24 protein-coding genes are annotated in these 26,225 nt (G+C 68.6%); 17 read left to right on the forward strand and 7 right to left on the reverse strand.

From position 1 onward, the window contains the following. Window positions 1–13 precede the first annotated feature (13 nt). The 5 genes from DC434_RS02805 to DC434_RS02820 all read right to left on the reverse strand — a co-directional run bounded on the left by DC434_RS02805 (window position 14) and on the right by DC434_RS02820 (window position 2,885). Window positions 14–505 carry a hypothetical protein gene (locus DC434_RS02805; protein WP_116633732.1) on the reverse strand — a complete coding sequence of 164 codons (492 nt, stop codon included), beginning with the start codon at window positions 503–505 and terminating at the stop codon, window positions 14–16. A gap of 88 nt (window positions 506–593) precedes the next feature. Further along, window positions 594–776: a hypothetical protein gene (locus tag DC434_RS02810; protein WP_116633733.1), complete on the reverse strand. Its 183-nt coding sequence runs from the start codon at window positions 774–776 to the stop codon at window positions 594–596. Between the two features lie 453 nt (window positions 777–1,229). Further along, window positions 1,230–1,628, reverse strand: coding sequence for a hypothetical protein (locus tag DC434_RS02815; RefSeq protein ID WP_116633734.1), 399 nt, complete (start codon window positions 1,626–1,628; stop codon window positions 1,230–1,232). 280 nt (window positions 1,629–1,908) lie between these two features. After that, window positions 1,909–2,070 carry a hypothetical protein gene (locus DC434_RS20060; RefSeq protein WP_165807978.1) on the reverse strand — a complete coding sequence of 54 codons (162 nt, stop codon included), beginning with the start codon at window positions 2,068–2,070 and terminating at the stop codon, window positions 1,909–1,911. Between the two features lie 116 nt (window positions 2,071–2,186). Then, window positions 2,187–2,885 carry an NRDE family protein gene (locus tag DC434_RS02820; protein WP_207769875.1) on the reverse strand — a complete coding sequence of 233 codons (699 nt, stop codon included), beginning with the start codon at window positions 2,883–2,885 and terminating at the stop codon, window positions 2,187–2,189. A 56-nt stretch (window positions 2,886–2,941) separates the two neighbouring features. On the opposite strand from DC434_RS02820, the gene coaBC reads away from it, so the two are divergent. The 6 genes from coaBC to DC434_RS02850 all read left to right on the forward strand — a co-directional run bounded on the left by coaBC (window position 2,942) and on the right by DC434_RS02850 (window position 8,118). Further along, a complete protein-coding gene (gene coaBC, locus DC434_RS02825; protein ID WP_116633736.1) occupies window positions 2,942–4,156 on the forward strand; it encodes a bifunctional phosphopantothenoylcysteine decarboxylase/phosphopantothenate--cysteine ligase CoaBC in 1,215 nt (404 codons plus the stop codon). Between the two features lie 47 nt (window positions 4,157–4,203). Continuing rightward, entirely contained in the window at window positions 4,204–4,671 is a 468-nt protein-coding gene (gene bcp, locus DC434_RS02830; RefSeq protein WP_116633737.1) for a thioredoxin-dependent thiol peroxidase, read from the forward strand. Window positions 4,672–4,819: 148 nt separating this feature from the next. Then, window positions 4,820–5,323, forward strand: coding sequence for a 2-oxo-4-hydroxy-4-carboxy-5-ureidoimidazoline decarboxylase (gene uraD / locus DC434_RS02835; protein WP_116633738.1), 504 nt, complete (start codon window positions 4,820–4,822; stop codon window positions 5,321–5,323). Next, the gene (gene uraH, locus DC434_RS02840) at window positions 5,320–5,661 is read left to right on the forward strand and encodes a hydroxyisourate hydrolase (protein WP_116633739.1); all 342 of its coding nucleotides are present in this window, start codon (window positions 5,320–5,322) and stop codon (window positions 5,659–5,661) included. The genes uraD and uraH overlap by 4 nt, the downstream gene beginning before the upstream one ends. A 7-nt stretch (window positions 5,662–5,668) precedes the next feature. After that, a complete protein-coding gene (gene pucL / locus DC434_RS02845; protein ID WP_116633740.1) occupies window positions 5,669–6,562 on the forward strand; it encodes a factor-independent urate hydroxylase in 894 nt (297 codons plus the stop codon). A gap of 128 nt (window positions 6,563–6,690) precedes the next feature. Continuing rightward, on the forward strand, window positions 6,691–8,118 hold the full coding sequence (locus DC434_RS02850) for a nucleobase:cation symporter-2 family protein (RefSeq protein WP_116633741.1): 1,428 nt from the start codon (window positions 6,691–6,693) through the stop codon (window positions 8,116–8,118). 8 nt (window positions 8,119–8,126) lie between these two features. On the opposite strand, the gene DC434_RS02855 is transcribed toward DC434_RS02850, so the two are convergent. Next, window positions 8,127–8,873 carry an SDR family oxidoreductase gene (locus DC434_RS02855; RefSeq protein WP_116633742.1) on the reverse strand — a complete coding sequence of 249 codons (747 nt, stop codon included), beginning with the start codon at window positions 8,871–8,873 and terminating at the stop codon, window positions 8,127–8,129. Between the two features lie 83 nt (window positions 8,874–8,956). Here DC434_RS02855 and aceE point away from each other — a divergent pair, with 83 nt between their 5' ends. Then, the gene (gene aceE / locus DC434_RS02860) at window positions 8,957–11,689 is read left to right on the forward strand and encodes a pyruvate dehydrogenase (acetyl-transferring), homodimeric type (protein WP_116633743.1); all 2,733 of its coding nucleotides are present in this window, start codon (window positions 8,957–8,959) and stop codon (window positions 11,687–11,689) included. 6 nt (window positions 11,690–11,695) lie between these two features. On the opposite strand, the gene DC434_RS02865 is transcribed toward aceE, so the two are convergent. After that, on the reverse strand, window positions 11,696–12,463 hold the full coding sequence (locus DC434_RS02865; RefSeq protein WP_116634014.1) for an IclR family transcriptional regulator: 768 nt from the start codon (window positions 12,461–12,463) through the stop codon (window positions 11,696–11,698). Between the two features lie 144 nt (window positions 12,464–12,607). On the opposite strand from DC434_RS02865, the gene DC434_RS02870 reads away from it, so the two are divergent. The 10 genes from DC434_RS02870 (at window position 12,608) to DC434_RS02915 (ending at window position 26,224) form a co-directional block, all read left to right on the forward strand. Beyond that, complete coding sequence (locus tag DC434_RS02870; protein ID WP_116633744.1) at window positions 12,608–14,005, forward strand: NAD-dependent malic enzyme; 1,398 nt, start codon at window positions 12,608–12,610, stop codon at window positions 14,003–14,005. Between the two features lie 5 nt (window positions 14,006–14,010). Next, the gene (locus tag DC434_RS02875) at window positions 14,011–15,306 is read left to right on the forward strand and encodes an aldolase/citrate lyase family protein (RefSeq protein WP_243408776.1); all 1,296 of its coding nucleotides are present in this window, start codon (window positions 14,011–14,013) and stop codon (window positions 15,304–15,306) included. Beyond that, window positions 15,303–16,130, forward strand: a complete 828-nt coding sequence (locus DC434_RS02880; protein WP_116633745.1) for a bifunctional allantoicase/(S)-ureidoglycine aminohydrolase — start codon at window positions 15,303–15,305, stop codon at window positions 16,128–16,130. The genes DC434_RS02875 and DC434_RS02880 overlap by 4 nt, the downstream gene beginning before the upstream one ends. 186 nt (window positions 16,131–16,316) lie before the next feature. Next, window positions 16,317–17,117 carry a TIM barrel protein gene (locus DC434_RS02885; protein WP_116633746.1) on the forward strand — a complete coding sequence of 267 codons (801 nt, stop codon included), beginning with the start codon at window positions 16,317–16,319 and terminating at the stop codon, window positions 17,115–17,117. Then, the gene (locus DC434_RS02890; protein WP_116633747.1) at window positions 17,114–17,992 is read left to right on the forward strand and encodes a 2-hydroxy-3-oxopropionate reductase; all 879 of its coding nucleotides are present in this window, start codon (window positions 17,114–17,116) and stop codon (window positions 17,990–17,992) included. The genes DC434_RS02885 and DC434_RS02890 overlap by 4 nt, the downstream gene beginning before the upstream one ends. 50 nt (window positions 17,993–18,042) lie before the next feature. Continuing rightward, window positions 18,043–19,830 (forward strand): glyoxylate carboligase, encoded by a 1,788-nt coding sequence (gene gcl / locus DC434_RS02895; protein ID WP_116633748.1) that lies wholly within the window; start codon window positions 18,043–18,045, stop codon window positions 19,828–19,830. 8 nt (window positions 19,831–19,838) lie between these two features. Continuing rightward, window positions 19,839–20,990 carry a glycerate kinase gene (locus DC434_RS02900; RefSeq protein ID WP_116633749.1) on the forward strand — a complete coding sequence of 384 codons (1,152 nt, stop codon included), beginning with the start codon at window positions 19,839–19,841 and terminating at the stop codon, window positions 20,988–20,990. Window positions 20,991–21,055: 65 nt separating this feature from the next. Further along, window positions 21,056–22,429, forward strand: coding sequence for an allantoinase AllB (allB, locus tag DC434_RS02905; protein WP_207769876.1), 1,374 nt, complete (start codon window positions 21,056–21,058; stop codon window positions 22,427–22,429). Between the two features lie 63 nt (window positions 22,430–22,492). Beyond that, the gene (locus tag DC434_RS02910) at window positions 22,493–24,676 is read left to right on the forward strand and encodes an AAA family ATPase (RefSeq protein WP_116633751.1); all 2,184 of its coding nucleotides are present in this window, start codon (window positions 22,493–22,495) and stop codon (window positions 24,674–24,676) included. 180 nt (window positions 24,677–24,856) lie between these two features. Further along, on the forward strand, window positions 24,857–26,224 hold the full coding sequence (locus tag DC434_RS02915; protein WP_116633752.1) for an 8-oxoguanine deaminase: 1,368 nt from the start codon (window positions 24,857–24,859) through the stop codon (window positions 26,222–26,224). Window position 26,225: the final 1 nt, after the last annotated feature.

Raw genomic sequence — 26,225 nt, forward strand, 5'->3', positions numbered from 1 at the left:
CGCGCCGTCCCGGTCACCGTTCGACGCCCGAGTCTTGCTTTACAGCTAGCCAGATGATGGGGTGCACGATCAAGATGAGAATCAGCAGCAGTGTCGATCCTCCAGAGGCATAGATGATCCATGCGTTCGTGCCGCCTAGGCGTTCCTGATCTGCAGCGAGGATGCCGGACGTAAGTAAAAGGACTGTCGCAACACCGATAGTCAGTACCCAGGACTCGTAGATCGCGAACCTGCGGCGAACTCGCGTCCGCGTCTCAACGAGAGCCGCGACAGCGAGGATGCCCGCGGTCAGCAGGCTGCCGACGGTGACTGCCCACAGGATCCATCCCAGAACCTGTGTGCCTGCTGATCTTTCTCCGCAGGTGACGAGGAGCGGTGCGAACGTGTATTCGAAGTCGTCTGTGCATCTCATCTCTCGCGTCTGGAGCCACGAAGACAGCGAAACAAGGAGTGGAACAAGAACACTCACCGCGAGGGCCGCCCATCCGAAAAGGATGAGCCGCACCCAACGTCGACTGCCAGTAATCGAATGACTGATCAGCAACTCCAGGCGAGAGAGTGAGGAGGAGCCGCGGTGTACAACATTGCTCGCCCTACTTCGCGTATAGGGATGCGGTGAAGACTTCTTGCCGGTAGGGCAGGGTGACCGGGGTTAGTAGTACAGAGAGGCCGCTCTCAGCTGCATACTTCTCCTGGAACTCGTACGCATCATCTTCAACATCGAAGACCCCGATGAACCCCGGCCTGTCGTCCAAGTACACGATCCACACCGTCATGTGTGGAAGGTATCACTGTCCCGCTCGATCATCGAGATCGACTACTCCCCTTCGTCCAGAGGCCTCTAACGGTGGGGGACTGACCTTGGAGCAAGAGGAGCGCGCGGTGCTTCCCCGGGCGGAGTCGGAGTCTCGTCTCGGGGCGACCCAGGCGCGCTCTCAGGTTCGCTCGTGAGCGTACCCAGGCAGTAATCCTGGCCGATTGTCACGCTCATCCCAACAGGCGTCCATCGCCTCGCCAGCTGAGACGTTTGTGACCCGCGCGGAACATCGGCCGGCACCGTGCGGATGCGGCGCGGCTAGAGCACGTCGTCTCGGATTCTGTGTCAACACGCACGCTGGATGGTATCGGATGGTCTCGCGCTGCAACTTGTACGGGCCACGAGATCCGATCGCTTGGCTGTCAGTCGAGCATGAGCGATGTGACCGGCGGCGCCCACCGAAAACGATCGTCTACGGCGCAATCGGGCTCACGCGGTGAGTCCTGAGCCGACCCCAAAGCCATGGCGCCGTGGCGATAACAAGAAGTCCGAACATCATCTGCAGGACGAGACCGAACGGCGACAGGCCGCCGTGCACTACGAGCACAGCGGTGTTAATCCCGACGTCGCAGACGACGATCATCACAGCAAGCACAACAGCTGCGCGCAACCGCCGCCAGAGCAGCACGACAACCAACGCATCGAGCACGGTGAGCGACACCCAGAACACACGAACCGGTGGCGGGAAACCCGCGTACACGTTGAGCCCACCTAGCGCGAGGTCGACTGTGTGCGTCACCGTTCCCACCAGAAAACCTGCCGACCACAGCGCCAGGACGAAAGTTGCCCCGTGCTGCCGTGATACTTCCATTCAGCCAAACTAGCTCCTCGCAGACCAAGGACTACCGGGCGGAAGCCGGAAAACACCGGTGCCCAGAATCCCGTCGCAAGCCTCACCGCACTAACCGTGGTCTATCCACCAGGAACGATCGTTTTCGGCAGGTCATAGATATCGACGACCAGATGCACGGCACGCCGTCCGGGGATCCGCCGAAACCGAACGCGCCGGAACGGGGGATCGCCGGTTTCGGCACGGCACGCGGTGCGGATGCCGATGAGAGTTCGACCATCGACCTCTGGAGCGTCGTGGTTCAGGTCGCCTTCGGGAAGAGGATGCGGAACGCGCGCACGTAACTGTTCCCGCGCTCGCCGTGCGAGGGGACGTAGAAGTCGGGATCGATGTGGACGATCGACCGCTCGTCGGTCGCGTCGTCCGCTGTGGGTGTGATCTCGGGAGTCAGCATGGTGGTCACCTCGGTCCTTCTCGCGCAGGCTCTTTCATTTCATAATACGGAAATTAAGTTCTGCTTTATGAAAAGGGTAGGACGAGCGCCGCATCGAGTCAAGAGGGCGGTGGTGCGGCTTCGCCTCAGGACCAGTGGCCGGGGCGGGGAAGCGTGCGGTCGTGCACGTCGACGCCGGACGGCGTGACGGACGCAGTGGCGTAGAGCAGGGATTGCGTCGGGTAGCCGTGCGGGCGGTTGTCGCGGATGATCGCGCGATCGTCCTCCGGAGGCAGTCGAGCGGATGTCGCGAGCAGGCCGACCCACGCGTCGACCCAGTCCTCGTCCGCCGCCGCGGGACCCAGGGCGCGGAACTCGGGCAGCCACGCAGCGATGCGGGGTGTTCCAGGATCATCGAGATCGTCATGCGCGATCATGTGGGTCCCCGGGTCGATCACGGTCGTCCGCAGGGCGGCGCCGTCCCAGCTGAGCACGCGCGCGCCCTCCGGCTGCACCTCGAGAAGGTTGAACCCGTGCATTGGAAGCGGGGCTGACGGCGACCGCCCGGCGACGGATTCGAGGGCGAGCGTGCCACGGGAGACGGCGCGATCCAGGGGCAGTCCGCCCACGTCCTCGCGGTTGAGCAGCACGGCGAGCCGACGCTGTTCCGGGTCGACCGCCAGCCAGGCGCCGCCGGCCCGACGATCGCGGATGCCGATCACGCCGGGGTACTGCTCGGGCCACCAGGGCCCCAGCGCGTCCCAGTCCCGTTCCGGGTCTTCGTCGCGCACCGCGAGCAGTCGCGCGCTTCCGGCCTCCGCCACATCGATCACGACCGTGCACACGCACGTCAGTCTAGGTCGTGCCCCGGAGGTGCGGATGCTGGGGCAGAATCGGACGTGTGAACATCGTCGTGTCGGTAACGGGCGGCATCGCCGCATACAAGACGGTGCACCTGGTGCGCCTGCTCACGAAGGCCGGTCACGAGGTGACGGTGGTCCCGACGGAGGACGCGCTGCGCTTCGTCGGCACTCCGACGTGGGAGGCCATCAGCCGGCACCCGGTCACCACGAGCGTGCACGACGACGTCGCCAGGGTGCGCCATGTCGCTCTCGGCCAGGCGGCCGATCTCGTGATCGTCGCGCCGGCGACCGCGAACTCGATCGCGAAGATGACCGCCGGCCTCGCCGATGACCTGTTCGGCACGACCCTGCTCGCGACCGAGGCCCCGGTGCTGATCGCGCCAGCGATGCACGCGGAGATGTGGCGCCATCCGGCGACGAGGGCGAACATCGAGACCCTCCGCGGTCGCGGCGTGCACATCGTCGGTCCGGCAGACGGCGAGCTCGCCGGCGGAGACAGCGGACCCGGACGGATGTCGGAGCCGGAGGAGATCTTCGCCGCGGCCCAGGCGCTGCTCGCCCCGCGGGACCTGGAGGGCCTGCGGGTGGTCGTGTCGGCCGGCGGCACGAGGGAGCCGATCGATCCGGTCCGCTACCTCGGCAACCGTTCGAGCGGCCGGCAGGGAGTGGCGCTCGCCGCGGAGGCAGCGGCGCGCGGAGCCTCGGTGCTCCTCGTCGCGGTCAACATCGCCGGTGACGTGCTCGCCGACGCCCGGCATCCGTCGGTCCGGATCGTGACGGCGGGATCCGCCGCCGAGCTCGCCGACGCAATGGCGGATGCCGCGGCGGACGCTGACGTGTTGATCATGGCGGCGGCTGTCGCCGATTTCCGTCCCGTCGCGGTGTCGGACCGCAAGCTCACCAAGGAGGGCGGCGGCATCCCGTCCATCGAGCTCGTCGAGAACCCCGACATCGTCGCGTCGCTGGTCGCGGGCCGTCGCCCGGGTCAGCTCGTCGTCGGGTTCGCCGCGGAGACGCCGGAGGACCAGGACGAGCTCATCGCCCGCGCGCGGCGCAAGCAGCAGCGCAAGGGAGTCGATCTGCTGGTCGTGAACGAGGTGGGCTGGGAGCGCGGCTTCGAGAGTGCCGACAATGCCGTGCACATCCTCGGGGCGGCCGGCGTGATCGCCGGGGAGGCTTCCGGGACGAAGCGGGCCGTCGCGGCGGCCGTCTGGGATGCCGTGCGGGGTACACTTTCGTCAGACAGAAGCTGAATTCCGCAATACGATATTTACGATGCGGAATCCTGAATGGAGAGATCATGACCGAACGACTCGTCCCCGGTGACACCGCACCCGCCTTCACTCTTTCCGACGCCGACGGCGTCCCGACGTCGCTCGCCGATCACCGCGGCCGGAACGTGGTCGTCTACTTCTACCCGAAGGCTGCGACGCCGGGCTGCACGACCGAGGCCTGCGACTTCCGTGACAGCCTCTCGTCGCTGGCCGCCGCCGGCTACACGGTGCTCGGGATCTCGCCCGACGAGGTCGCAGACATCCGCGCCTTCGCCGACGCCGAAGCGCTGACCTTCCCCCTCCTGGCCGACACGGACGCCGCCACGGCGCGCGCCTGGGGCGCATGGGGCGAGAAGACGGTGGGGGATCGGACGTTCGAGGGCGTCATCCGCTCGACCTTCGTGCTGGATGCCGACGGCATCGTGCAGCGCGCCGAGTACGGTGTCGACCCGACGGGGCACGTCGCTCGCCTTCGCGCCGAACTCGGTGTATGAAGAGGGTTGACAAGCGCGCGACGAGTGCGCAGACTTGTTACACATGCTGAAATAACAGTTCCGGCATACGGAAAGTAGTGCTTCTCCTGGAGAAGAGTCGTCCGTATAGTCCTACGCGCCGGATGCCAGCATGTGCTGAGGATCAAAGATGTTGCTCACGGAGTTCAACTCCTGCACGCACGACGTCGCCGTCCGTGTCGTGAAGCCCGCCTTGGACATTCCCCGCTGGTATGACACGCTCATCGCCGGTCGGCCGTACGCGTCGATCGCGGAGCTGACGGATGCCGCCGCACAGGTCGCGGCACCGCTCACCGCCGCCGAGATCGATGGTGCGCTCGCGCACCATCCGCGCATCGGCGAACGCGCCCAGGGCGAGAGTGCCGAGGCGGCCCTCGCCCGCAAAGAGCAGTCCGGCGTCGACGCCGCGGCCGCCGCGGCGCTGGCCGACGGCAACCGCGCCTACGAGGAGACGTTCGATCGTGTCTTCCTGGTGCGGGCGGCCGGTCGCTCAGCCGACGACATCCTCGCCCTGCTGCAGGAGCGGCTCGGCAACACCGCCGAACAGGAGCTGGCGGTCATCGACCAGCAGCTGCGCGAGATCGCGGCCCTGCGCCTGGCCGGGGCCATCGAGACAGAAGGAGCACGCGCATGAGCGTCTCTCACGTGACCACCCACATCCTGGACACATCGATCGGGCGCCCCGCGCCCGGCGTCGCCGTCGTACTCGAGGCCCGAGACGGCGACGGATGGGTCGGGATCGGTACGGGCCTCACCGATGCCGACGGACGGGTGAAAGACCTGGGCCCCGAGCGGCTGGAGAGCGGTGCCTACCGCCTCCGGTTCGACACGGGGACCTACTTCGCCGGCATCGAAACGGACACCTTCTTCCCGGAGGTGGTGCTGACCTTCCTGGTCGACACTGCGCAGGCGCACTACCACGTGCCGCTGCTGCTCAGCCCGTTCGCCTATTCCACTTACCGAGGAAGCTGAGAAGAACATGACGACCATCACCCTGGGCAAGAACCAGTACGGCAAGGCTGAGGTCCGCGTCGTGCGGGTCACGCGCGACACCGCCCGCCACGAGATCGAGGACCTCAACGTCACCTCGCAGCTGCGCGGCGACTTCGCCGACGCCCATTTCACCGGCGACAACACGAACGTCGTCGCGACGGACACGCAGAAGAACACGGTCTACGCCTTCGCCAAGGACGGCATCGGCAGCCCCGAGGAGTACCTGCTGCGTCTCGGCCGGCACTTCACCGGCGAGTTCGACTGGGTGACCGGCGGTCGCTGGGAGGCGGAGCAGTACACGTGGGAGCGCATCCCCGTCGACGGTCAGGGCCACGACCACTCGTTCGTGCGCGGCGGCACGGAGACCAGGACCGCCCTCGTCGAGATCGACGGAGAGCAGACCACGGTCATCGCCGGCCTGACGGACCTCAAGGTCCTCAAGTCCACCGAGAGCGGCTTCGTCGGCTACCCGAAGGACCGGTACACGACGCTGAAGGAGACGACCGACCGCATCCTCGCGACCTCGGTCACCGCCAAGTGGCGGTACAACCGCGCCGACATCGACTACAACGAGGTCTTCGCCGACGTCCGCCGCCTGCTGCTCGAGGGCTTCTCGGCCAACTACTCGTACGCGCTGCAGAACACGCTGCACGACATGGCCGAGGCTGTTCTCGAAGCGCACCCCGAGATCGACGAGATCCGCTTCTCCACGCCGAACAGCCACCACTTCGTCGTGGACCTGTCGCCCTTCGGTCTGGAGAACCCGAACGAGGTGTTCTACGCCGCCGACCGCCCGTACGGCCTGATCGAGGCGTCGTTCCTCCGCGAAGGAGCGGATGCCGACCACCGCGTGTGGGACGGCGTCGCCGGCTTCTGCTGAGCCGAACCCCGAGAGATCCCGAACAGGGGTGAGCCCGTTCCCGACGCACCGGGCTCACCCCGACGTTCGTCATGCCCACCAACCGCACGCCCACCCCGAAGAGCGGGTCCCGGACAAGGAGGTCCCCGATGTCTGAAGTACGCAGCTCCAAAAAGAAGAGGAACACGAACGAGACGAACCGACCGGAGGACGAGCGCCTCGGCGCCGGCACCGCCTTCACCTTCGGGCTCCAGCACGTGCTGACGATGTACGGCGGCATCATCGCGCCGCCGCTCATCATCGGTGCCGCAGCCGGGCTCACACCCGCAGAGGTCGGAGTGCTCGTCGCCGCCTGCCTCTTCATGGGCGGCCTCGCGACGCTGCTGCAGACCCTCGGCATCCCGTTCTTCGGTTCGCAGCTGCCGCTCGTGCAGGGCGTCTCGTTCGCCGGTGTCGCGACCATGCTCGCGATCGTCAATCAGGGCAGCGGCCTGCCCGCCGTGTTCGGCGCGGTGATCGTCGCGTCCCTGATCGGACTGGTCATCGCGCCGTTCTTCGCGCAGATCGTGCGGTTCTTCCCGCCGGTCGTGACGGGCACCGTCATCACCATGATCGGGCTTTCGCTCGTGCCGGTCGCGGCCCGCTGGATCACCGGTGCGAACCCCGATGCGCCGACCTACGCCGATCCGGTGTTCGTCGGCATCGCCGGGTTCACGCTGTTCGTGATCATGCTGCTGAGCAAGCTCGGCAACGCCACCATCTCGCGCCTGTCGATCCTGATCGCGATGGTCGTCGGAACGATCTTCGCTGCCCTCATCGGCAGGGCCGACTTCTCGAAGGTGCTCGAGGGACCGGTCTTCGCCTTCCCGACGCCGTTCGCCTTCGGCGTGCCGACGTTCGACCTCGCCGCGATCGTGTCCATGACGATCGTGGTGCTGGTGATCCTCACCGAGACCACGGCCGACATCATCGCCGTCGCCGAGATCACGGGCTCGAAGGTCGATCGCAAGCGCATCGCCGCGGGCCTGCGCGCCGACATGGTGTCGAGCGCGATCTCCCCGATCTTCAACTCCTTCACGCAGAGCGCATTCGCGCAGAACGTCGGACTCGTCGCCGTGACGAAGATCAAGAGCCGCTACGCCGTGGCTGCGGGCGGCGTGATCCTCATCATCCTCGGACTGACCCCGATCCTCGGCCGGGTGGTCGCGGCCGTGCCCACCGCCGTGCTCGGCGGCGCCGGTCTCGTGCTGTTCGGGACCGTCACCGCCAGCGGCATCCGCACTCTCTCCAAGGTGAAGTACGACGGCAACATGAACCTCATCATCGTCGCCGCGTCACTGTCGTTCGGCGTGCTGCCCGAGGTGAACCACGACATCTACTCGAACTTCCCGACGTGGTTCCAGGTCATCTTCGGCTCGGGCATCAGCTCGGCCGCGATCATGGCGATCGTGCTGAACCTCGTGTTCAACCACTTCAGCAAAGGCACCCCTGAGGACCCGTCGGTGTTCGCGGCGAGTCCCGTGCGGGCGGTGAAGACCGACGTCATCCGCGTGCTCCGCGACGGGCGACGGCGCTGAACCGGATGTCAGCCGCGCCCGCCGAAGGGCATGCCGGCCGCCGCGACGGTGAGGGTCGAGATGTTCGACTCGGCCGGCAGCTGCGCCATGAACAGCACGGCGCGCGCGGCATCCGCCACATCGAACGTCGGCTCCACGCGTCGCGACCCGTCGGGCTGGAGTGCGCCGGAACCGACGCCGAGATCGCTCATGATCGACGTGCGGGCGTTGCCGATGTCGATCTGTCCGCACGAGATGCCGTGAGCCCGGCCGTCGAGATCGATCGACTTCGTCAGACCGTTGATCGCATGCTTGCTCACCGTGTACGCGACAGAGAGCGGCCGCGGCACGTGCGCCGAGATCGATCCGTTGTTGATGATGCGGCCGCCGGAGGGCTGCTGCGCGATCATCGCGCGCATCGCGGCCCGCGCGCAGAGCAGCGACCCCGTGAGGTTCACGTCGAGGGTGCGCTGCCAGTCGTCGAGCGAGATCTCCGCGGCGGATGCCGTCGGCCCGAAGGCTCCTGCGTTGTTGAACAGCACGTCCACCCGCCCCCACTCCGCCACGGTACGGACGAAGAGGGTCTCGACCTCGGCCTCGACGGTGACGTCGGTGGGCACGACGAGCGCGCCGGGGTGGCCGTCGGCCGTCTCGTGCAGGGCGTCCTCGCGACGTCCTGCGAGCGCCACCCGGAAGCCTGCCTCGAGCAGGGCGCGGGAGACCGCGCGGCCGATACCCGAACCCGCACCTGTCACGACGGCGATGCGTCCGCTCATGCCGACACCTCCAGAATCTGATCCGCTGCCCACTCCGCTTGCCGGTGTGGCAGACCCCTCCATCTAACAAGAAGGGCCGTACCGTGACCGACAATCGCGCCTCCGCCGTCACATCCGCCGACCTCGACGCTGCCGACCTCGATCCCGAGGAGACCGCGGAGTGGCTCGAATCCCTCGATGCGCTCATCAGCGAACGCGGCGCCGAGCGCGGCGACCACATCGTGCGCACCCTCGTCGATCGCGCCGGCCTCCGCTCCCAGCCGACCGTGGCGAGCGAGCCGACCGTGACGACCGACTACGTGAACACGATCGCCGCCGCCGATGAGCCCGAGTACCCCGGTGACGAGGAGCTGGAGCGGCGCTACCGCGCCTGGATGCGCTGGAACGCCGCGGTCATGGTGCATCGCGCGCAGCGTCCGGGCATCGGGGTCGGCGGGCACATCTCCACCTATGCCGGGGCGGCGACCCTGTACGAGGTGGGCTTCAACCACTTCTTCCGCGGCAAGGACCACCCGGGCGGCGGCGATCAGATCTACTTCCAGGGTCACGCCTCGCCCGGCATGTACGCCCGCGCCTTCCTCGAGGGGCGCCTCTGCGAGGAGGACCTCGACGGCTTCCGCCAGGAGAAGTCGCGCGAGGGGCACGCACTGTCGTCGTACCCGCACCCGCGCCTGATGCCGGACTTCTGGGAGTTCCCGACCGTGTCGATGGGCATCGGCCCGATGAACGCGATCTACCAGGCGCAGTCGAACAGGTACCTGCAGGGCCGCGGGCTCACGGACACATCCGACCAGCACGTCTGGGCGTTCCTCGGCGACGGCGAGATGGACGAGCCGGAATCCCGCGGGCTCCTGCAACTCGCCGCGAACGAAGGCCTCGACAACCTCACGTTCGTCGTGAACTGCAACCTGCAGCGGCTGGACGGCCCGGTCCGCGGCAACGGCAAGATCATCCAGGAGCTGGAGGGGTTCTTCCGCGGCGCCGGGTGGAACGTGATCAAGGTCATCTGGGGTCGGGAGTGGGACGAACTGCTCGCGCGCGACGAGGACGGCGCCCTGGTCGACATCATGAACAGCACCCTCGACGGGGACTACCAGACCTACAAGGCGGAGTCGGGGACGTTCATCCGGGAGAACTTCTTCGGTCGCGACCCTCGGGCGCGTGCCCTGGTCGACGGCCTCGCCGACGACGACATCTGGCGCCTCCGGCGGGGCGGCCACGACTACCGCAAGGTGTACGCGGCGTACCGGCAGGCGCTCGCGCACAACGGCCGTCCCACGGTCATCCTGGTGAAGACGGTCAAGGGGTACGGCCTCGGCCCGCGCTTCGAGGCGCGCAACGCGACGCACCAGATGAAGAAGCTGACGCTGCAGGATCTCAAGGACTTCCGCGATCATCTCCGCGTTCCGATCACCGACGCGCAGCTCGAGGCCGACCCGTACCTGCCGCCGTACTTCCACCCGGGAGCGGATGCTCCGGAGATCGCGTACCTGCGCGAACGCCGTCGCGCACTCGGCGGCTTCCTTCCGGAGCGCCGCTCGGCGCACGAGCCGATCGCACTGCCCGACCCGAAGGCGTACGAGGTCGCGGCTCGCGGCTCGGGCACGCAGCAGGCGGCGACGACCATGGCCTTCGTCCGGGTGCTGAAGGACCTGATGCGCGACCCCGGGTTCGGTCAGCGGATCGTGCCGATCATCCCCGATGAGGCCCGGACCTTCGGCATGGACGCGTTCTTCCCGACCGCGAAGATCTACAACCCGAAGGGTCAGAACTACCTGGCGGTCGATCGTGACATCGTGCTGTCCTACAAGGAGTCGACGTCGGGGCAGATCCTGCACGTCGGCATCAACGAGGCGGGATCCATCGCCGCGTTCACGGCGGCGGGAACGGCCTATGCGACCCACGGCGTGCCGCTGATCCCGGTGTACGTGTTCTACTCGATGTTCGGCTTCCAGCGCACCGGTGACTCGATCTGGGCCGCGGCCGACCAGATGACCCGCGGCTTCCTGATCTCCGCCACGGCGGGACGCACGACGCTGACCGGGGAGGGGCTGCAGCACGCCGACGGCCACTCGCCGCTGCTCGCCGCGACGAACCCGGCGGTCGTCACCTACGACCCGGCATTCGGGTACGAGATCGGCCACATCATGCGCGCCGGCATCGAGCGGATGTACGGACCGGACTCGACCGACCGCAACCGCATCTACAACCTCATGGTCTACAACGAGCCGATCGTGCAGCCCGCCGAGCCCGAAGGCGTCGATGTCGCCGGCATCCTCGGCGGCATCCATCGCATCTCACCGGTGGAGTCGCCGCGCACCCATCTGCTGGCGTCGGGCATCGGCGTGACATGGGCGCTGGAGGCGCAGCGGCTGCTGCGTGACGACTGGGGTGTCGCGGCCGACGTGTGGTCGGTGACCTCCTGGACGGAGCTGCGCCGCGACGCCGTCGCGACAGAGGAGGAGGCGTTCCTGCACCCGGAGCGCGGCATCCGCACCCCGTTCCTGCAGACGCAGCTCGCCGGCGCCGAGGGGCCGATCGTCGCCGTCAGCGACTACGCGAAGGACCTGCCCGATCATGTGCGCCCGTTCGTGAAGAACGACTGGGCGACGCTCGGCGCCGACGGCTTCGGGTTCTCGGACACGCGAGCCGCGGCGCGGCGGTTCTTCAAGATCGACAGCGCGTCGATCGTCGTTCGCACCCTGCAGCTGCTCGCCGCACGCGGAGAGGTGGATGCCTCAGCGCCCGCGCAGGCCGCCGAGCGCTATCGCCTGCACGACGTGAACGCCGGCACGAGCGGCTCGGATGCCGAGTAGCCGGTGTCAGGCGGTCAGCTCGGCGCTGATCTCCTCGGCCGCCCGGCGCAGCAGGGGGACAGCCCGGCCGCCGAACGCCTCGTCGACGCGGGAGATCGGACCCGAGACGGACACGGCGGTCGGGGTGGGGGCGTCGGGGACGGCCATCGAGAAGCAGCGGACGCCGATCTCCTGCTCCTGGTCGTCGATCGCGTAGCCGCGTTCGCGGATGCGATCGAGCTCGGCGAGCAGGTCGTCGATCGTGCCGAGGCTGAACTCGGTGGGCGTCGGCATCCCGGCGCGCCCCACGATGCCCCGCACGGTCTCGTCGGGGAGCTGGGCGAGGATCGCCTTGCCGACGCCGGTGTCGTGCAGGTTCGCCCGGCGGCCGACCTCGGTGAACATGCGCATCGAGTGCAGCGACGGCACCTGGGCGACATAGACGACCATGTCGCCGTCGAGCACCGCCATGTTGGCGCTCTCGCCGAGCTCGTCGACGAGGCGCTTGAGCTGCGGGCGCGCGAGGGCGCCGAACTGCCGAGAGGCTCCCTCGCCGATGCGGATGAGCTTGGGGCCGAGCGCGTAGCGGCGGTTCGGCAGCTGCCGTGCGTAGCCGAGCGAGACGAGCGTGCGCAGCAGGCGGTGGATCGTCGGGAGCGGGAGGTCGGTGGATGCCGCGAGCTCGCTCAGCGTGACGTCACCTCCGGCATCGGTCACCAGCTCGATGAGCTCGAAGACGCGCTCGACCGACTGCACGCCGGATCCGGCGCTCTTCGCGGGCTTGATATCGGTCATCGGATCCTCCGTCGGGGTCTGGATCATTCCATCATGCGAGAGAGGCATGTCGAAACAGACGCGCACAAAGATTACCGTGCTTGCTTCAAAGTTCCATAGAGTAGACAATAGAATCCACGATACGAAAACTTAGACGGAGGAAACATGGCGAATCCGGGACCCGGGAACTCCATCACACTGCGGATCGACGCTCCCTCGAACTTCAGCGTCACCAGCGAGCTCGCCGTGGCGGCGGCCGATGCCGGGGCAGCGGTGACCGCGCTCGACGTCGTCGAGTCGCATCCCGCGACGATCGTCGTCGATCTGACCTGCAACACCGCGGGAGAGGAGCACGCCGACCGCGTGCGCGCCGCGATCGACGCGCTCGAGGGCGTCACGGTCCGACTCGTCAGCGACCGCACCTTCCTGATGCACCTCGGCGGAAAGCTCGAGGTCGTGCCGCGCGTGCCGCTGCGCAACCGCGACGACCTGTCCCGCGCGTACACGCCGGGAGTCGCCCGCGTCTGCCTGGCGATCGCCGAGGACAAGAGCAAGGCGCGACAGCTCACCGTCAAGCGCAACACGATCGCTGTCGTCACCGACGGCACCGCCGTGCTCGGCCTCGGAGACATCGGCCCCGAAGCCGCCCTCCCGGTCATGGAGGGCAAGGCCGCGCTGTTCAAGCAGTTCGCGAACGTCGACGCGTGGCCGGTCTGCCTCGACACCAAGGACACCGAGGAGATCATCTCGATCGTCAAGGCGATCGCCCCCGTCTACGGCGGCGTGAACCTCGAGGACATCGCGGCGCCGCGCTGCTTCGAGATCGAGGCGCGCCTGCGCGAAGAGCTCGACATCCCGGTCTTCCACGACGACCAGCACGGCACCGCCATCGTGACGCTCGCCGCGCTCGGCAACGCGCTCAAGGTGGTCGGCAAGAAGATCGAAGACGTCCGCATCGTCGTGTCCGGGGTCGGCGCCGCCGGCAACGCGATCATCCAGCTGCTGCTCGCCGAGGGCGCCCGCGACATCGTGGCCTGCGGCCGGGACGGCGCGATCCACCCGGACGTCGAGTACACCGACGCGCACCGGACCGAGATCGCGTCGACCACCAACCCGCGCGGCTTCCAGGGCACGCTGAAGGAGGCCATGGTCGATGCCGACGTCTTCATCGGCGTGAGCGCTCCGAACATCCTCGGCGAGGAGGACATCGCGGCCATGGCGGACGACGCGATCGTGTTCGCGATGGCCAATCCCACGCCCGAAGTCGACCCGATCGTCGCGTCGAAGCACGCCGCCGTCGTGGCGACCGGTCGCAGCGACTTCCCGAACCAGATCAACAACGTGCTGGCCTTCCCCGGGGTCTTCCGCGGCCTGCTCGACGCGGGCGTGTCCGACATCACCGCGCCTATGCTGGTCGCAGCCGCCGAGGCGATCGCCTCGCGCGTGGGGGACGACGAGCTCAATGCGAGCTTCATCATCCCCAGCGTGTTCGATCCCCTGGTGGCCGGCGCCGTGGCCGAGGCCATCGTCCGCGTCGCCTCCACCGTCTCGAGCAAGGAGTGAGCACCGTGCCCGTCAGCGTCGATCCGCGCAGCACCACCCTGGGCGAGGACGACTTCGCCGACATCGACGCCCGGCTCGCCGACACCGACGCGCTGCTCGCGACCTCGTATCCCGGGGACGACGGCAGCCGCCAGCCGGTGCACACGCTCTATGTGCCCGCCGACCGCTTCGACCCCGAGCTGCCCGCGCGCTTCGGTGCGGAGGCCGCCGCGGCCGTCGCCGCGTTCGGCGGCACGGCGGCGCTCGCCGATGCCGTCGGGCTCGGGCACCTCGCCGAGGAGCTCGCGCCGCTCGTCGACGCCAAGCTGCGCAGCGAGCCGATCGAGGACCTCCGCCTGGACTTCGAGGACGGCTACGGCGCGCGACCGGATGCCGAAGAGGATGCGGACGCCGTGCTCGCGGCCGAGCGCGTGGCCGCGGCCGTCGCCGCGGGAACCGCGCCGCCCTTCATCGGCATCCGCTTCAAGTGCTTCGAGGCGCCGACCCGGCGCCGCGGCATCCGCACCCTCGATCGATTCCTGACCACCCTCGCCGCCGCCGGCCCGCTGCCGGACGGGCTCGTCCTGACCCTGCCCAAGGTGACCACGGTGGCGCAGGTCGAGGCGATGGTCGTGCTCTGCGAGCGCTTCGAGGAGCGGCTGGGTCTGGCTCCCGGACGTCTGCGCTTCGAGGTGCAGATGGAGACGCCGCAGCTGATCATCGCCGCCGACGGATCGGTACCGGTCGCGACCCTGCTGCACCGCGCGAAGGGCCGCGTCACGGCGCTGCACTACGGGACCTACGACTACAGCGCCTCGCTGCAGATCGCCGCCGCGCACCAGTCGATGGAGCATCCGGCCGCCGACTACGCGAAGCAGGTCATGCAGGTCGCCGTCGCCGAGACCGGCGCGCGGCTCTCCGACGGCTCGACCAACGTCATCCCCGTCGGTGACGCCGACCACGTGCGCGCGGCCTGGCAGCTGCACGCGCGCCTGGTACGGCGCTCGCTCGAGCGCGGCTACTACCAGGGCTGGGATCTGCACGCCGCCCAGCTGCCGACCCGCTACCTCGCGACCTACGCGTTCTACCGCGAGGGCTTCGCCGCCGCCGCGCGCCGCCTCGACAACTACCTGCACGGCAGCGACGCGACCATCATGGACGAGCCGGCCACCGCCCGGGCTCTCGCGCGCTTCGTCGTGCGCGGCCTGGAGTGCGGTGCTGTCACCGAGGCGGAGGTGCGGGATGCCGCGGCCGCCACTCCTGCGGAGCTGACCAAGCTCGCGCATCCGAAGCTCGCCGTATCCGAGGAGGAGACCTCATGAGCGCTCACGAACGCACCTACTACACGCCCGCCGGTGGTCTTCCCGGTCAGTCGGCGCTGCTGACCGACCGTGCCGTGGTCAAGCTCGCGTACACCGTGATCCCGAAGGGCGTGCTGCGCGACATCGTCACCAGCAGCCTCCCCGGCTTCACGAACACCCGCGCGTGGATCATCGCCCGGCCGACGCCGAGCTCGGCGACGACGTTCTCGCAGCTGATCGTCGAGATCGGCCCCGGCGGTGGGGCGGCCAAGCCCGAGGTCGAATCCGGAGTGGAGGGCGTGGTGTTCGTCACGACCGGGTCCCTGGCGCTGACCCTCGACGGAGAGCGACACGTGCTCGAAGAGGGCGGGTACGCCTTCCTCGCTCCTGGCGCCACCTGGTCGCTCGCCAATGAGGGCGACCAGCTCACGAGCTTCCACTGGATCCGCAAGGCCTACGAGTGGCTCGACGGCGTCGACGCACCGGCATCCTTCGTCACCAGCGACAAGGGCATCGAGCCGACGTCGATGCCCGACACCGACGACGTCTGGGCGACCACCCGCTTCTCGGACGCGAGCGACCTGGCGCACGACATGCAGGTGAACATCGTGACCTTCAAGCCGGGCGGCTCGATCCCGTTCGCCGAGACGCACGTCATGGAGCACGGTCTGTTCGTGCTGCAGGGCAAGGCCGTCTACCGCCTCAACGACGACTGGGTCGAGGTCGAGGCGGGCGACTACATGCTGCTGCGCGCCTTCTGCCCGCAGGCCTGCTACGCCGGGGGCCCCGAGGACTTCCGCTACCTGCTGTACAAGGACATGAACCGCCAGATCCGGCTGACCTGACGGCGGGCCGAGCGCGAGCGTGGATCAGAAACGCATCTTCCCAGGCGCGGGAAGGTGCGTTTCTGATCCATCCTCCCTGTGCGGGCGGGTCAGATGCCGAGAACCGTTGACATCGCCGCCGAGCTCAGCGTACGCTTTTCACTAGTAGAAACTTTACTTCCACAATCCGAAATTAGGAATCAATCCATGAGCTACACCGTGAACGCCTCGATCCTGCTGACCGAGCTGCCGATCCTGGAGCGCCCGGCCGCCGCTGAGGCCGCCGGCTTCGACGCCGTGGAGTTCTGGTGGCCGTTCGCCTCCGCCGTTCCCGCGCAGGAGGAGGTCGACGCGTTCGTCGCCGCGATCCAGGATGCGGGCGTGCAGCTCACCGGCCTCAACTTCTTCGCCGGCGACATGCCCGCGGGCGACCGGGGCCTCGTCTCCTGGATCGGTCGCGAAGACGAGTTCCGCGCCAACGTCGACGTCGTCGTCGGGATCGGCGAGCGTCTCGGCACGAAGGCCTTCAACGCCCTCTACGGCAACCGCATCGAGGGCGCCGATGCGCAGGCGCAGGACGACCTGGCGGTGCAGAACCTCGCGATCGCGGGCGCAGCGGTCGCGAAGATCGGCGGCATCGTGCTGCTCGAGCCGGTGTCCGGAATGGACGCGTACCCGCTGAAGACCGCGGCCGATGCCCTGGCCATCATCGGCCGGGTCCGTGACGAGCACGGCGTCGACAACATCCGCCTGCTCGCCGACTTCTACCACCTGGCCGTGAACGGCGACGACGTCGCCGCGGTCATCGCCGACCACGCCGGAGAGTTCGGTCACATCCAGATCGCCGATGCCCCCGGGCGCGGCGAGCCCGGCACCGGTGACCTGCCGCTGACCGACTGGATCGACGCGGCCCGCGCCGGCGGATACACCGGGGTCATCGGCCTCGAGTACAAAGCCACCCAGGCGGATGCCTTCGCCTGGCTCAACCGCGAAGGAGCGAACTCATGACCAGCATCGCCATCATCGGCCTCGGCATCATGGGCCTCCCCATGGCCAAGAACCTCGTCAAGGCCGGCTACGAGGTGACCGGATTCAACCGCAGCCAGGAGCCGATCGATGCGCTCGTCGAGGCCGGAGGCACGGGAGCGACCAGCATCGCGGATGCCGTGAAGGATGCCGACGTCATCCTCACCATGGTCCCCGACTCTCCCGACGTCGAGGGGGTCGTGCGCGGCGAGGACGGCGTCTTCGCCCACGCCAAGCCGGGCGCACTGTGGATCGACAACTCCTCGATCCGCCCCGACGTCGCCAAGGCCCTCGCCGAAGAGGCGATCGCCGCCGGCTTCGGTGCGGTCGACGCCCCGGTCTCCGGCGGAGAGCAGGGTGCGATCGACGGAGTGCTGTCGATCATGGTCGGCGGAGCCCCTGAGCACTTCGCGGCCGCGGAGCCCGTCCTCAACGCGATCGGCAAGACCATCGTGCACGTCGGACCCGCCGGTGCCGGCCAGACCGTCAAGGCGGCCAACCAGCTGATCGTCGCCGTGAACATCCAGGCGCTCAGCGAGGCCGTGGTCTTCCTCGAGGCGTTCGGCGTCGACACCGACGCGGCGCTCAAGGTTCTCGGCGGCGGACTCGCCGGCTCCAAGGTCCTCGACCAGAAGGGGCAGAAGATGCTCGACCGCGACTTCACCCCCGGCTTCCGTCTCGCCCTCCACAACAAGGATCTGGGCATCGTCACCGCAGCGGCACGCTCGGCGGGGGTCACCGTCCCCCTCGGCGCCGCTGTCGCACAGCTCGTGAACGCCCTCGTCGCCCGTGGCGACGGCGGCCTCGACCACTCCGGTCTCTTCACACTCACCAACGAACTCTCCGGCCGCGGCTGACGTTTCGTCTCGCTTCGCTCGCTCAACGACCGAAAGAACAAGGACTTCTCATGACTCGAATGCGTGCAGTCGACGCGATCTGCCAGATCCTGGTGAAGGAGGGCGCCACCGAGGCGTTCGGCCTGCCGGGTGCGGCGATCAACCCCTTCTACGCCGCGATGCGTGCCAACGGCGGCATCCGGCACACCCTCGCCCGTCACGTCGAGGGCGCCTCGCACATGGCCGACGGCTACAGCCGCACCGGCGACGGGCGCATCGGCATCTGCGTCGGCACCTCCGGCCCCGCCGGCACCGACATGATCACGGGGCTCTACGCCGCGATCGCCGACTCCATCCCGATGCTGTGCATCACCGGGCAGGCGCCGGTGGCCAAGCTCGACAAGGAGGACTTCCAGGCCGTCGACATCGCGTCGATCGCGAAGCCGGTCACGAAGTTCGCCAAGACCGTGCTCGAGGCGGCCCAGGTTCCGGGCGCCTTCCAGACGGCGTTCCAGATCATGCGCTCGGGCCGTCCGGGCCCGGTGCTCATCGACCTGCCGTTCGACGTGCAGATGGGCGAGATCGAGTTCGACATCGACACCTACGAGCCGCTGCCGGTGGCGAAGCCGGTCGCCACCCGTGCGCAGGCCGAGAAGGTGCTCGACATGCTGACGGCATCCGCTCACCCGCTGATCGTCGCCGGCGGCGGCATCGTGAACTCCGGCGCCTCCGCCAAGCTCGTCGAGCTGGCCGAGACCCTGGGCGTGCCCGTCGTCCCGACGCTGATGGGCTGGGGCGCGATCGCCGACGACCACCCGCTGGCGGCGGGCCTGGTCGGCATCCAGACCTCGCAGCGCTACGGCAACGCGAGCTTCCTCGAGTCCGACTTCGTGCTCGGCATCGGCAACCGCTGGGCGAACCGCCACACCGGCGGCCTCGACACCTACCGCAAGGGGCGCACCTTCGTGCACGTCGACATCGAGCCGACGCAGATCGGCCGCGTGTTCGCGCCCGACTACGGCGTGGTCTCCGACGCCGGCGCCTTCATCGACGCGCTGCTCGAAGCGGCCCGCGACCGCGTCGAGGCGCTGCCGGACTACCTGGGCTGGGCCGAGGACTGCCGCGCCCGCAAGGCGAAGCTGCAGCGCAAGACGAACTTCGACAACGTGCCGATGAAGCCGCACCGCGTGTACCAGGAGATGCTCTCGGCCTTCGGCCACGACACCACCTACGTCACCACGATCGGCCTGTCGCAGATCGCCGGCGCGCAGCTGCTGCACGTGTACGGTCCGCGTCAGTGGATCAACGCCGGCCAGGCAGGGCCTCTCGGCTGGACGCTGCCCGCCGCACTCGGCGTCGTGCGCGGAAAGCCGGGCCACCCGGTGGTCGCACTCAGCGGCGACTACGACTTCCAGTTCATGATCGAGGAGCTCGCCGTCGGCGCGCAGCACAAGCTGCCGTACATCCACGTCGTGGTCAACAACAGCTACCTCGGCCTGATCCGTCAGTCGCAGCGTCCGTTCGAGATGGACTACGAGGTCTCGCTCGCCTTCGACAACATCAACACCCCGCAGGACTCGTCCAGCGTCGCGGTGGGCTACGGCGTCGACCACGTCAAGGTGGCCGAGGGCCTGGGCTGCAAGGCGATCCGCGTCGAGCGTCCGGAGGACCTCGCGGCCGGCTTCGCGGAGGCTGCGCGTCTGAAGGACGAGTTCCAGGTGCCGGTGGTCGTCGAGGTCATCCTCGAGCGCGTCACCAACATCGCGATGGGCGCCGACCTCGACACGATGAACGAGTTCGAAGACCTCGCGACGTCGCCCGCCGACGCTCCCGAGGCCGTCTACGCCCTGCTCGACTGACCCGCCGTATGCGCATCCTCATCGCCTCGGACAAGTTCAAGGGCTCCGCCACCGGGGCCGAGGTCGCGGAGGCGCTCGCCCTCGGCATCCGGGAGATCATCCCGGATGCCGAGGTCGACGCGGTGCCCGTTGCCGACGGCGGCGAGGGCACGGTCGAGGCCGCTCTCGCGAGCGGGTTCGAGGCGGTCACGGCGCAGGTGACCGGGCCGACCGGGCAGCTGGTGCCGGCCCGGTTCGCGATGCGCGGAACGCAGGCGATCGTCGAGATGGCCGCGGCGAGCGGTCTCGACGTGCTGCCGGGCGGCGCGAAGGCCCCGCTCACGGCGACGAGCCGGGGGACCGGCGACCTCATCCGGGCGGCGCTGGATCGCGGATGCACGACGATCGTGCTCGGTGTGGGCGGAAGCGCCAACACCGACGGCGGTGCGGGGATGCTGCAGGCGCTGGGCGTCTCGCTCCGCACAGCGGAGGGCGATGCTCCTTCCGGCGGTGCGGCGCTCGCCGGCCTGACCTCCGTCGACGTGACGGGTCTCGACCCGCGCATCGCCGCGGCGACGATCGTGCTCGCCAGCGACGTCGACAATCCTCTCCTGGGAGACCGGGGGGCGTCTGCGGTGTTCGCACCGCAGAAGGGGGCGAGCGCCGACGATGTCGCCGCCCTCGAGACGGGCCTCTCCCGCTTCGCCTCGCTGCTCGAGGCGCAGGCGGGGGTGCGCCCGTCGAAGGATCTTCCCGGTGCGGGAGCCGCCGGGGGAGTGGGCTACGCGGCCCTGGCGGTGCTCGGAGCGAGCCGAGAGCCGGGCGTCGACGTCATCCAGCGTCTGACCGGACTCGGTGAGCGCATCGCCGGTGCCGACCTCGTCATCACCGGAGAGGGCAGCCTCGACGACCAGAGCCTCGGCGGCAAGACGCCGCTGGGTGTGGCGGCGGCCGCGCGCGCGGCGGGCGTTCCCGTCGTGGCGGTGTGCGGGCGTTCGACGCTGACCGCGGAGGAAGCCGCCGATGCCGGCTTCGTCGCGGTGCTGCCGCTCAGCGCGCTCGAGCCGGACCCTGCGGCGAGCATGGCGAACGCGACCGCGCTGCTCGCGCAGGTGGGCCGGCGGATCGCCACCGAGATCATCCCGCGATCCCTGGCGGGATCGTGGTCCAGTATGGGCTGAGCAGGTGTCAGCCGGTCGGCGTGCAGCCGGCGGAAGGGAAGGGCGACATGTCGCAGGAGCAGGAAATGGCGGATGCCGGAGCGTCGCTCGACCCGACGGGTGAGCGGTACGACCTCGTGATCCGAGGGCAGCGGGTGCTGACGTCCGCGGGCATCAGCCCGCGGGAGGTCGGGGTGCGCGACGGCAGGATCGTCGCCATGCAGCCGTTGGGCAACAACCTCGACGGCGCGGAGGTCATCGAGCTCGCCGACGACGAGACGCTCATCCCCGGGCTCGTCGACACCCACGTGCACGTGAACGAGCCGGGTCGCACGGAGTGGGAGGGGTTCGCCTCCGCCACACGTGCCGCCGCGGCAGGTGGTGTGACGACCATCGTCGACATGCCGCTGAACAGCATCCCGGCGACCGTCGACGTCGAGGCGCTGAACATCAAGCGCGACGTCGCGCAGGGCCAGACGCACGTCGACGTGGGCTTCTGGGGCGGGGCGATCCCCGGCAACACCGCGGAGCTGCGCGGTCTGCACGATGCCGGCGTCTTCGGCTTCAAGTGCTTCCTGCTGCACTCCGGAGTCGACGAGTTCCCGCCGCTCGACGCCGACGAGATGGAGAAGGACATGCGCGAGCTCGCGACGTTCGACTCCGTGATGATCGTGCACGCCGAGGACTCCCGCGCGATCGACCGCGCCCCCTCACCCGAGGGAGACGACTACGGCAAGTTCCTGGCATCGCGTCCCCGTGGTGCCGAGAACCTCGCGATCGCCGAGGTCATCGAGCGGGCGCGCTGGACGGGCGCCCGTGCGCACATCCTGCACCTGTCGTCGTCCGACGCCCTGGCGATGATCCGCAGCGCGAAGCACGACGGCCTCCGGCTCACGGTCGAGACGTGCCCCCACTACCTGACCCTCACGGCGGAGGAGATCCCGCTCGGCGCCACGCAGTTCAAGTGCTGCCCGCCGATCCGAGAGGCCGGCAACCGGGAGCTGCTCTGGGAAGGGCTCGAAGACGGCACGATCGACTTCATCGTGTCGGACCACTCGCCGTCCACCCTCGATCTGAAGGATCTCGACAACGGAGACTTCGCCGTCGCGTGGGGCGGCGTCGCGTCTCTCCAGCTCGGGCTCTCGCTGATCTGGACCGAGGCCCGTCAGCGCGGACTGACGCTCGAGACCGTGGTGTCGTGGATGAGCGAGCGCCCCGCGCAGTTCGCCGGGCTCACCGGCAAGGGGCGCATCGCGCCGGGCTACGACGCCGACTTCTCGGTGTTCGCCGCCGACGACGCCTATGTCGTCGACGTGAACAAGCTGCACCACAAGAACCCGCTCACGCCCTACCACGGCAAGGCTCTGGCGGGTGTGGTGCGCAAGACGTGGCTGCACGGCGAGGTGATCGACTTCGAGACGCCGCGCGGACGGCTGCTGCGCCGGGGCATGACCGATTGACGCGTGATCTTCGCCCGGAGTAAAGTTGAGTCAGGATAACTCAACTTTACTTCGGAGGGATACGTGTCCAACCCCCAGGCCGGCCCGCAGAATCAGGACCAGCAGTCTGCTCTCGAGCAGTTCGGCATCAACCTCACCGACCGCGCCCGCCAGGGCAAGCTCGACCCCGTGATCGGGCGGGACGGTGAGATCCGCCGCGTCAGCCAGGTGCTGACCCGACGCACCAAGAACAACCCGGTGCTGATCGGTGAGCCCGGCGTCGGCAAGACCGCCGTCGTCGAGGGTCTCGCGCAGCGGATCGTGGCGGGCGACGTCGCCGAGTCCCTGAAGGACAAGGAGCTGATCACCCTCGACATCTCCGCGCTGGTGGCCGGAGCCATGTACCGCGGGCAGTTCGAGGAGCGGCTGAAGCAGGTCCTCAAGGAGATCACCGAGTCCGAGGGCAAGGTCATCACGTTCATCGACGAGCTGCATGTGCTCATGGGTGCCGGTGGCGGCGAGGGGTCGGTCGCCGCATCCAACATGCTCAAGCCCATGCTGGCCCGTGGAGAGCTGCGCCTGATCGGCGCGACGACGCTCAACGAGTACCGCGAGTTCATCGAGAAGGATGCCGCGCTCGAGCGGCGCTTCCAGCAGGTCTACGTGGGCGAGCCCACGGTCGAAGACACCATCGCGATCCTCCGCGGGCTCAAGGGTCGGTACGAGGCGCACCACGGAGTGACCATCGCCGACAGTGCTCTCGTAGCGGCCGCCGCGCTGTCGAACCGCTACCTCCCCTCCCGCCAGCTGCCCGACAAGGCCATCGACCTCATCGACGAGGCCATGTCCCGGCTGAAGATGGAGATCGACTCCTCGCCGGTCGAGATCGACCAGCTGAAGCGCCAGGTCGACCGCATGAAGCTCGAGGAGCTCGCGCTCAAGAAAGAGAAGGATGCCGCGTCCAAGGAGCGGTTGGGCACGCTCCGCGAGCAGCTCGCCGGGCTCGAGAAGGAGCTCGCCGCGCTCGAGGAGCGCTGGGCGCGTGAGCGTCAGGGTCTCAACCGTGTCGGCGACCTGAAGAAGCAGCTCGACGACGCCGTCACGCAGCGCGATCTCGCCATGCGCGAGGCCGACTACACGCGCGCTTCCAAGCTCGAGTACGAGACCATCAAGCGCCTGGAGCGCGACATCGCCGAGGCCGAGCAGGCGGAGGCCGCCACGTCGTCTGAGGGCCGCATGGTCAACGAGCAGGTCACCGATGAGGACATCGCCGGCGTGATCGCCGCGTGGACCGGCATCCCGGTCGGAAAGCTCCTGCAGGGCGAGTCCGAGCGACTGCTACACCTCGAGAGCGAGCTCGGCAAGCGGCTGATCGGGCAGAAGGAGGCCGTGAAAGCGGTGTCGGATGCCGTGCGCCGCTCGCGCGCGGGTATCAGCGATCCCGGGCGCCCGACCGGCTCGTTCCTGTTCCTCGGCCCCACCGGTGTCGGCAAGACCGAGCTCGCGAAGGCGCTCGCGGAGTTCCTCTTCGACGACGAGCACGCCATGGTGCGCATCGACATGTCGGAGTACGGCGAGAAGCACTCGGTCTCCCGCCTCGTCGGCGCCCCTCCGGGGTACGTCGGCTACGAGCAGGGCGGTCAGCTCACCGAGGCCGTGCGTCGTCGGCCCTACAGCGTGATCCTGCTCGACGAGGTCGAGAAGGCGCACCCCGAGGTGTTCGACGTGCTCCTGCAGGTGCTCGACGACGGACGCCTCACCGACGGCCAGGGCCGCACGGTCGACTTCTCGAACGTGATCCTGATCCTCACCTCGAACCTCGGCTCGCCGATCCTCATCGACCCCGTGCTCCCACCCGACGAGAAGCGCGAGCAGGTGATGGCGCTCGTGCGCCAGGCGTTCCGACCCGAGTTCCTGAACCGCCTCGACGACATCGTGATGTTCGCCGCGCTCACCGAAGACGACCTCGCGCAGATCGTCGAGCTCTCCGTCGACCAGCTGCACGACCGGCTCCACGACCGCCGGCTCACGCTCGCCGTCACCCCGGATGCACGCTCGTGGCTCGCCGAGCGCGGGTACGACCCGATGTTCGGTGCGCGGCCGCTGCGCCGCCTCATCCAGTCCGAGGTGCAGAACAAGCTGGCGACCGCCCTGCTGTCCGGCGGGGTGCGCGACGGCGACACCGTCCGAGTCGATGTCGCGGCTGACGGATCGGGCCTCGTGCTCACCGCTCAGAGCCCGACGGAAGGCGATCCGCGCACGTCTTAGATTCCACATCTTGGAAGTCTCAATCCGAGATTCGGAAAAATCCTTGACCGCGTTCGCGCGCCCGTGATAGATCTGGAGTGTTCCAAAGTCGGAGCACCTGGATCAGCAGACAGGGAAAAACTGAGCTGACCCCCTGGTGGGGTCAGCCGTTCGACTCCACCCCGATGGACGGAGTCTGCTATGTCACAGCACCCCACGAGCGTGTGGTTGAAGAGCCCGCTCGGCATCTACACCGGAGGCGACGCCGACGCTGCCGGCGGCATCGTCATCGAGGGCTCGCGGGTCCTCGAGGTCGTCCCCGCCGGCGGCGCGCCGTCGGTGCCGGTCGACGAGGTCTTCGATGCCTCGCGGCACGTGATCATCCCCGGCCTCATCAACACGCACCACCACTTCTACCAGACGCTCACCCGCGCCTGGACGCCCGTGGTGAGCGCCGAGCTGTTCCCCTGGCTCAAGGGCCTCTACGGGGTGTGGGCAGGGCTCACGCCCCGCGATCTCGAACTGGCGACGACGGCGGCGCTCGCCGAGCTGCTGCTCTCCGGATGCACCACGGCCGCCGACCACCATTACCTGTTCCCGAACGGGCTCGAGGATGCGATCGACGTGCAGGTCGACGTCGTGAAGAAGCTCGGCATGCGGGCGACCCTGACCCGCGGGTCGATGTCGCTCGGCGAGGAGGACGGCGGCCTGCCACCGCAGCGGACGGTGCAGGATGCCGACACGATCCTCGCCGACAGCGAACGGCTCATCAGCGCCCACCACGAGCGCGGCGACGGCGCGTTCGTGCAGATCGGACTCGCGCCGTGCTCGCCGTTCTCCGTGACGACCGGCGTGATGCGCGACACCGCCGCCCTCGCCGAACGACTCGACGTGCGGCTGCACACCCACCTCGCCGAGACGCTCGACGAGGAGGACTTCTGCCGCGAGATGTTCGGTCTGCGCACGGTCGACTACCTCGAGAGCGTCGGCTGGCTGTCGGATCGCACCTGGCTCGCACACGGCATCCACTTCGACGATGCCGAGATCGCGCGGCTGGGAGCGGCCGGTACCGCCGTGTCGCACTGCGCGACATCCAACATGCGTCTCGCCTCCGGCATCGCCCGTGCGATCGAGCTCGAGCAGGCCGGCGCGCCGGTGGGCCTCGGCGTCGACGGCTCGGCATCCAACGACGGCTCGAACATGATCCAGGAGGGGCGGCAGGCGCTGTACCTGCAGCGCCTGCGCTACGGCGCCGCCGCCGTCACACCCGAGCGCGCGCTCGGCTGGGCGACGGCGGGATCGGCGCGGGCCCTCGGACGCTCCGACGTCGGCGTGCTCGCCCCCGGGAAGCAGGCGGACCTCGCGATGTTCACCCTCGACGAGCTGCGGTTCTCCGGAAGCCATGATCCGGTCGCCGCCCTGCTGCTGTGCGGCGCGGATCGAGCCGACCGCGTCATGGTCGGCGGGCGCTGGCGCGTGCTCGACGGTCAGATCGCGGGCCTCGACGTCCCCCAGCTCATCGCCCACCACAGCGAGGCGGCCCGCGGCCTCCTCGCCCGACACTCCTGAA

The sequence above is a fragment of the Microbacterium sp. TPD7012 genome (assembly GCF_003075395.1).
Taxonomy (GTDB): domain Bacteria; phylum Actinomycetota; class Actinomycetes; order Actinomycetales; family Microbacteriaceae; genus Microbacterium.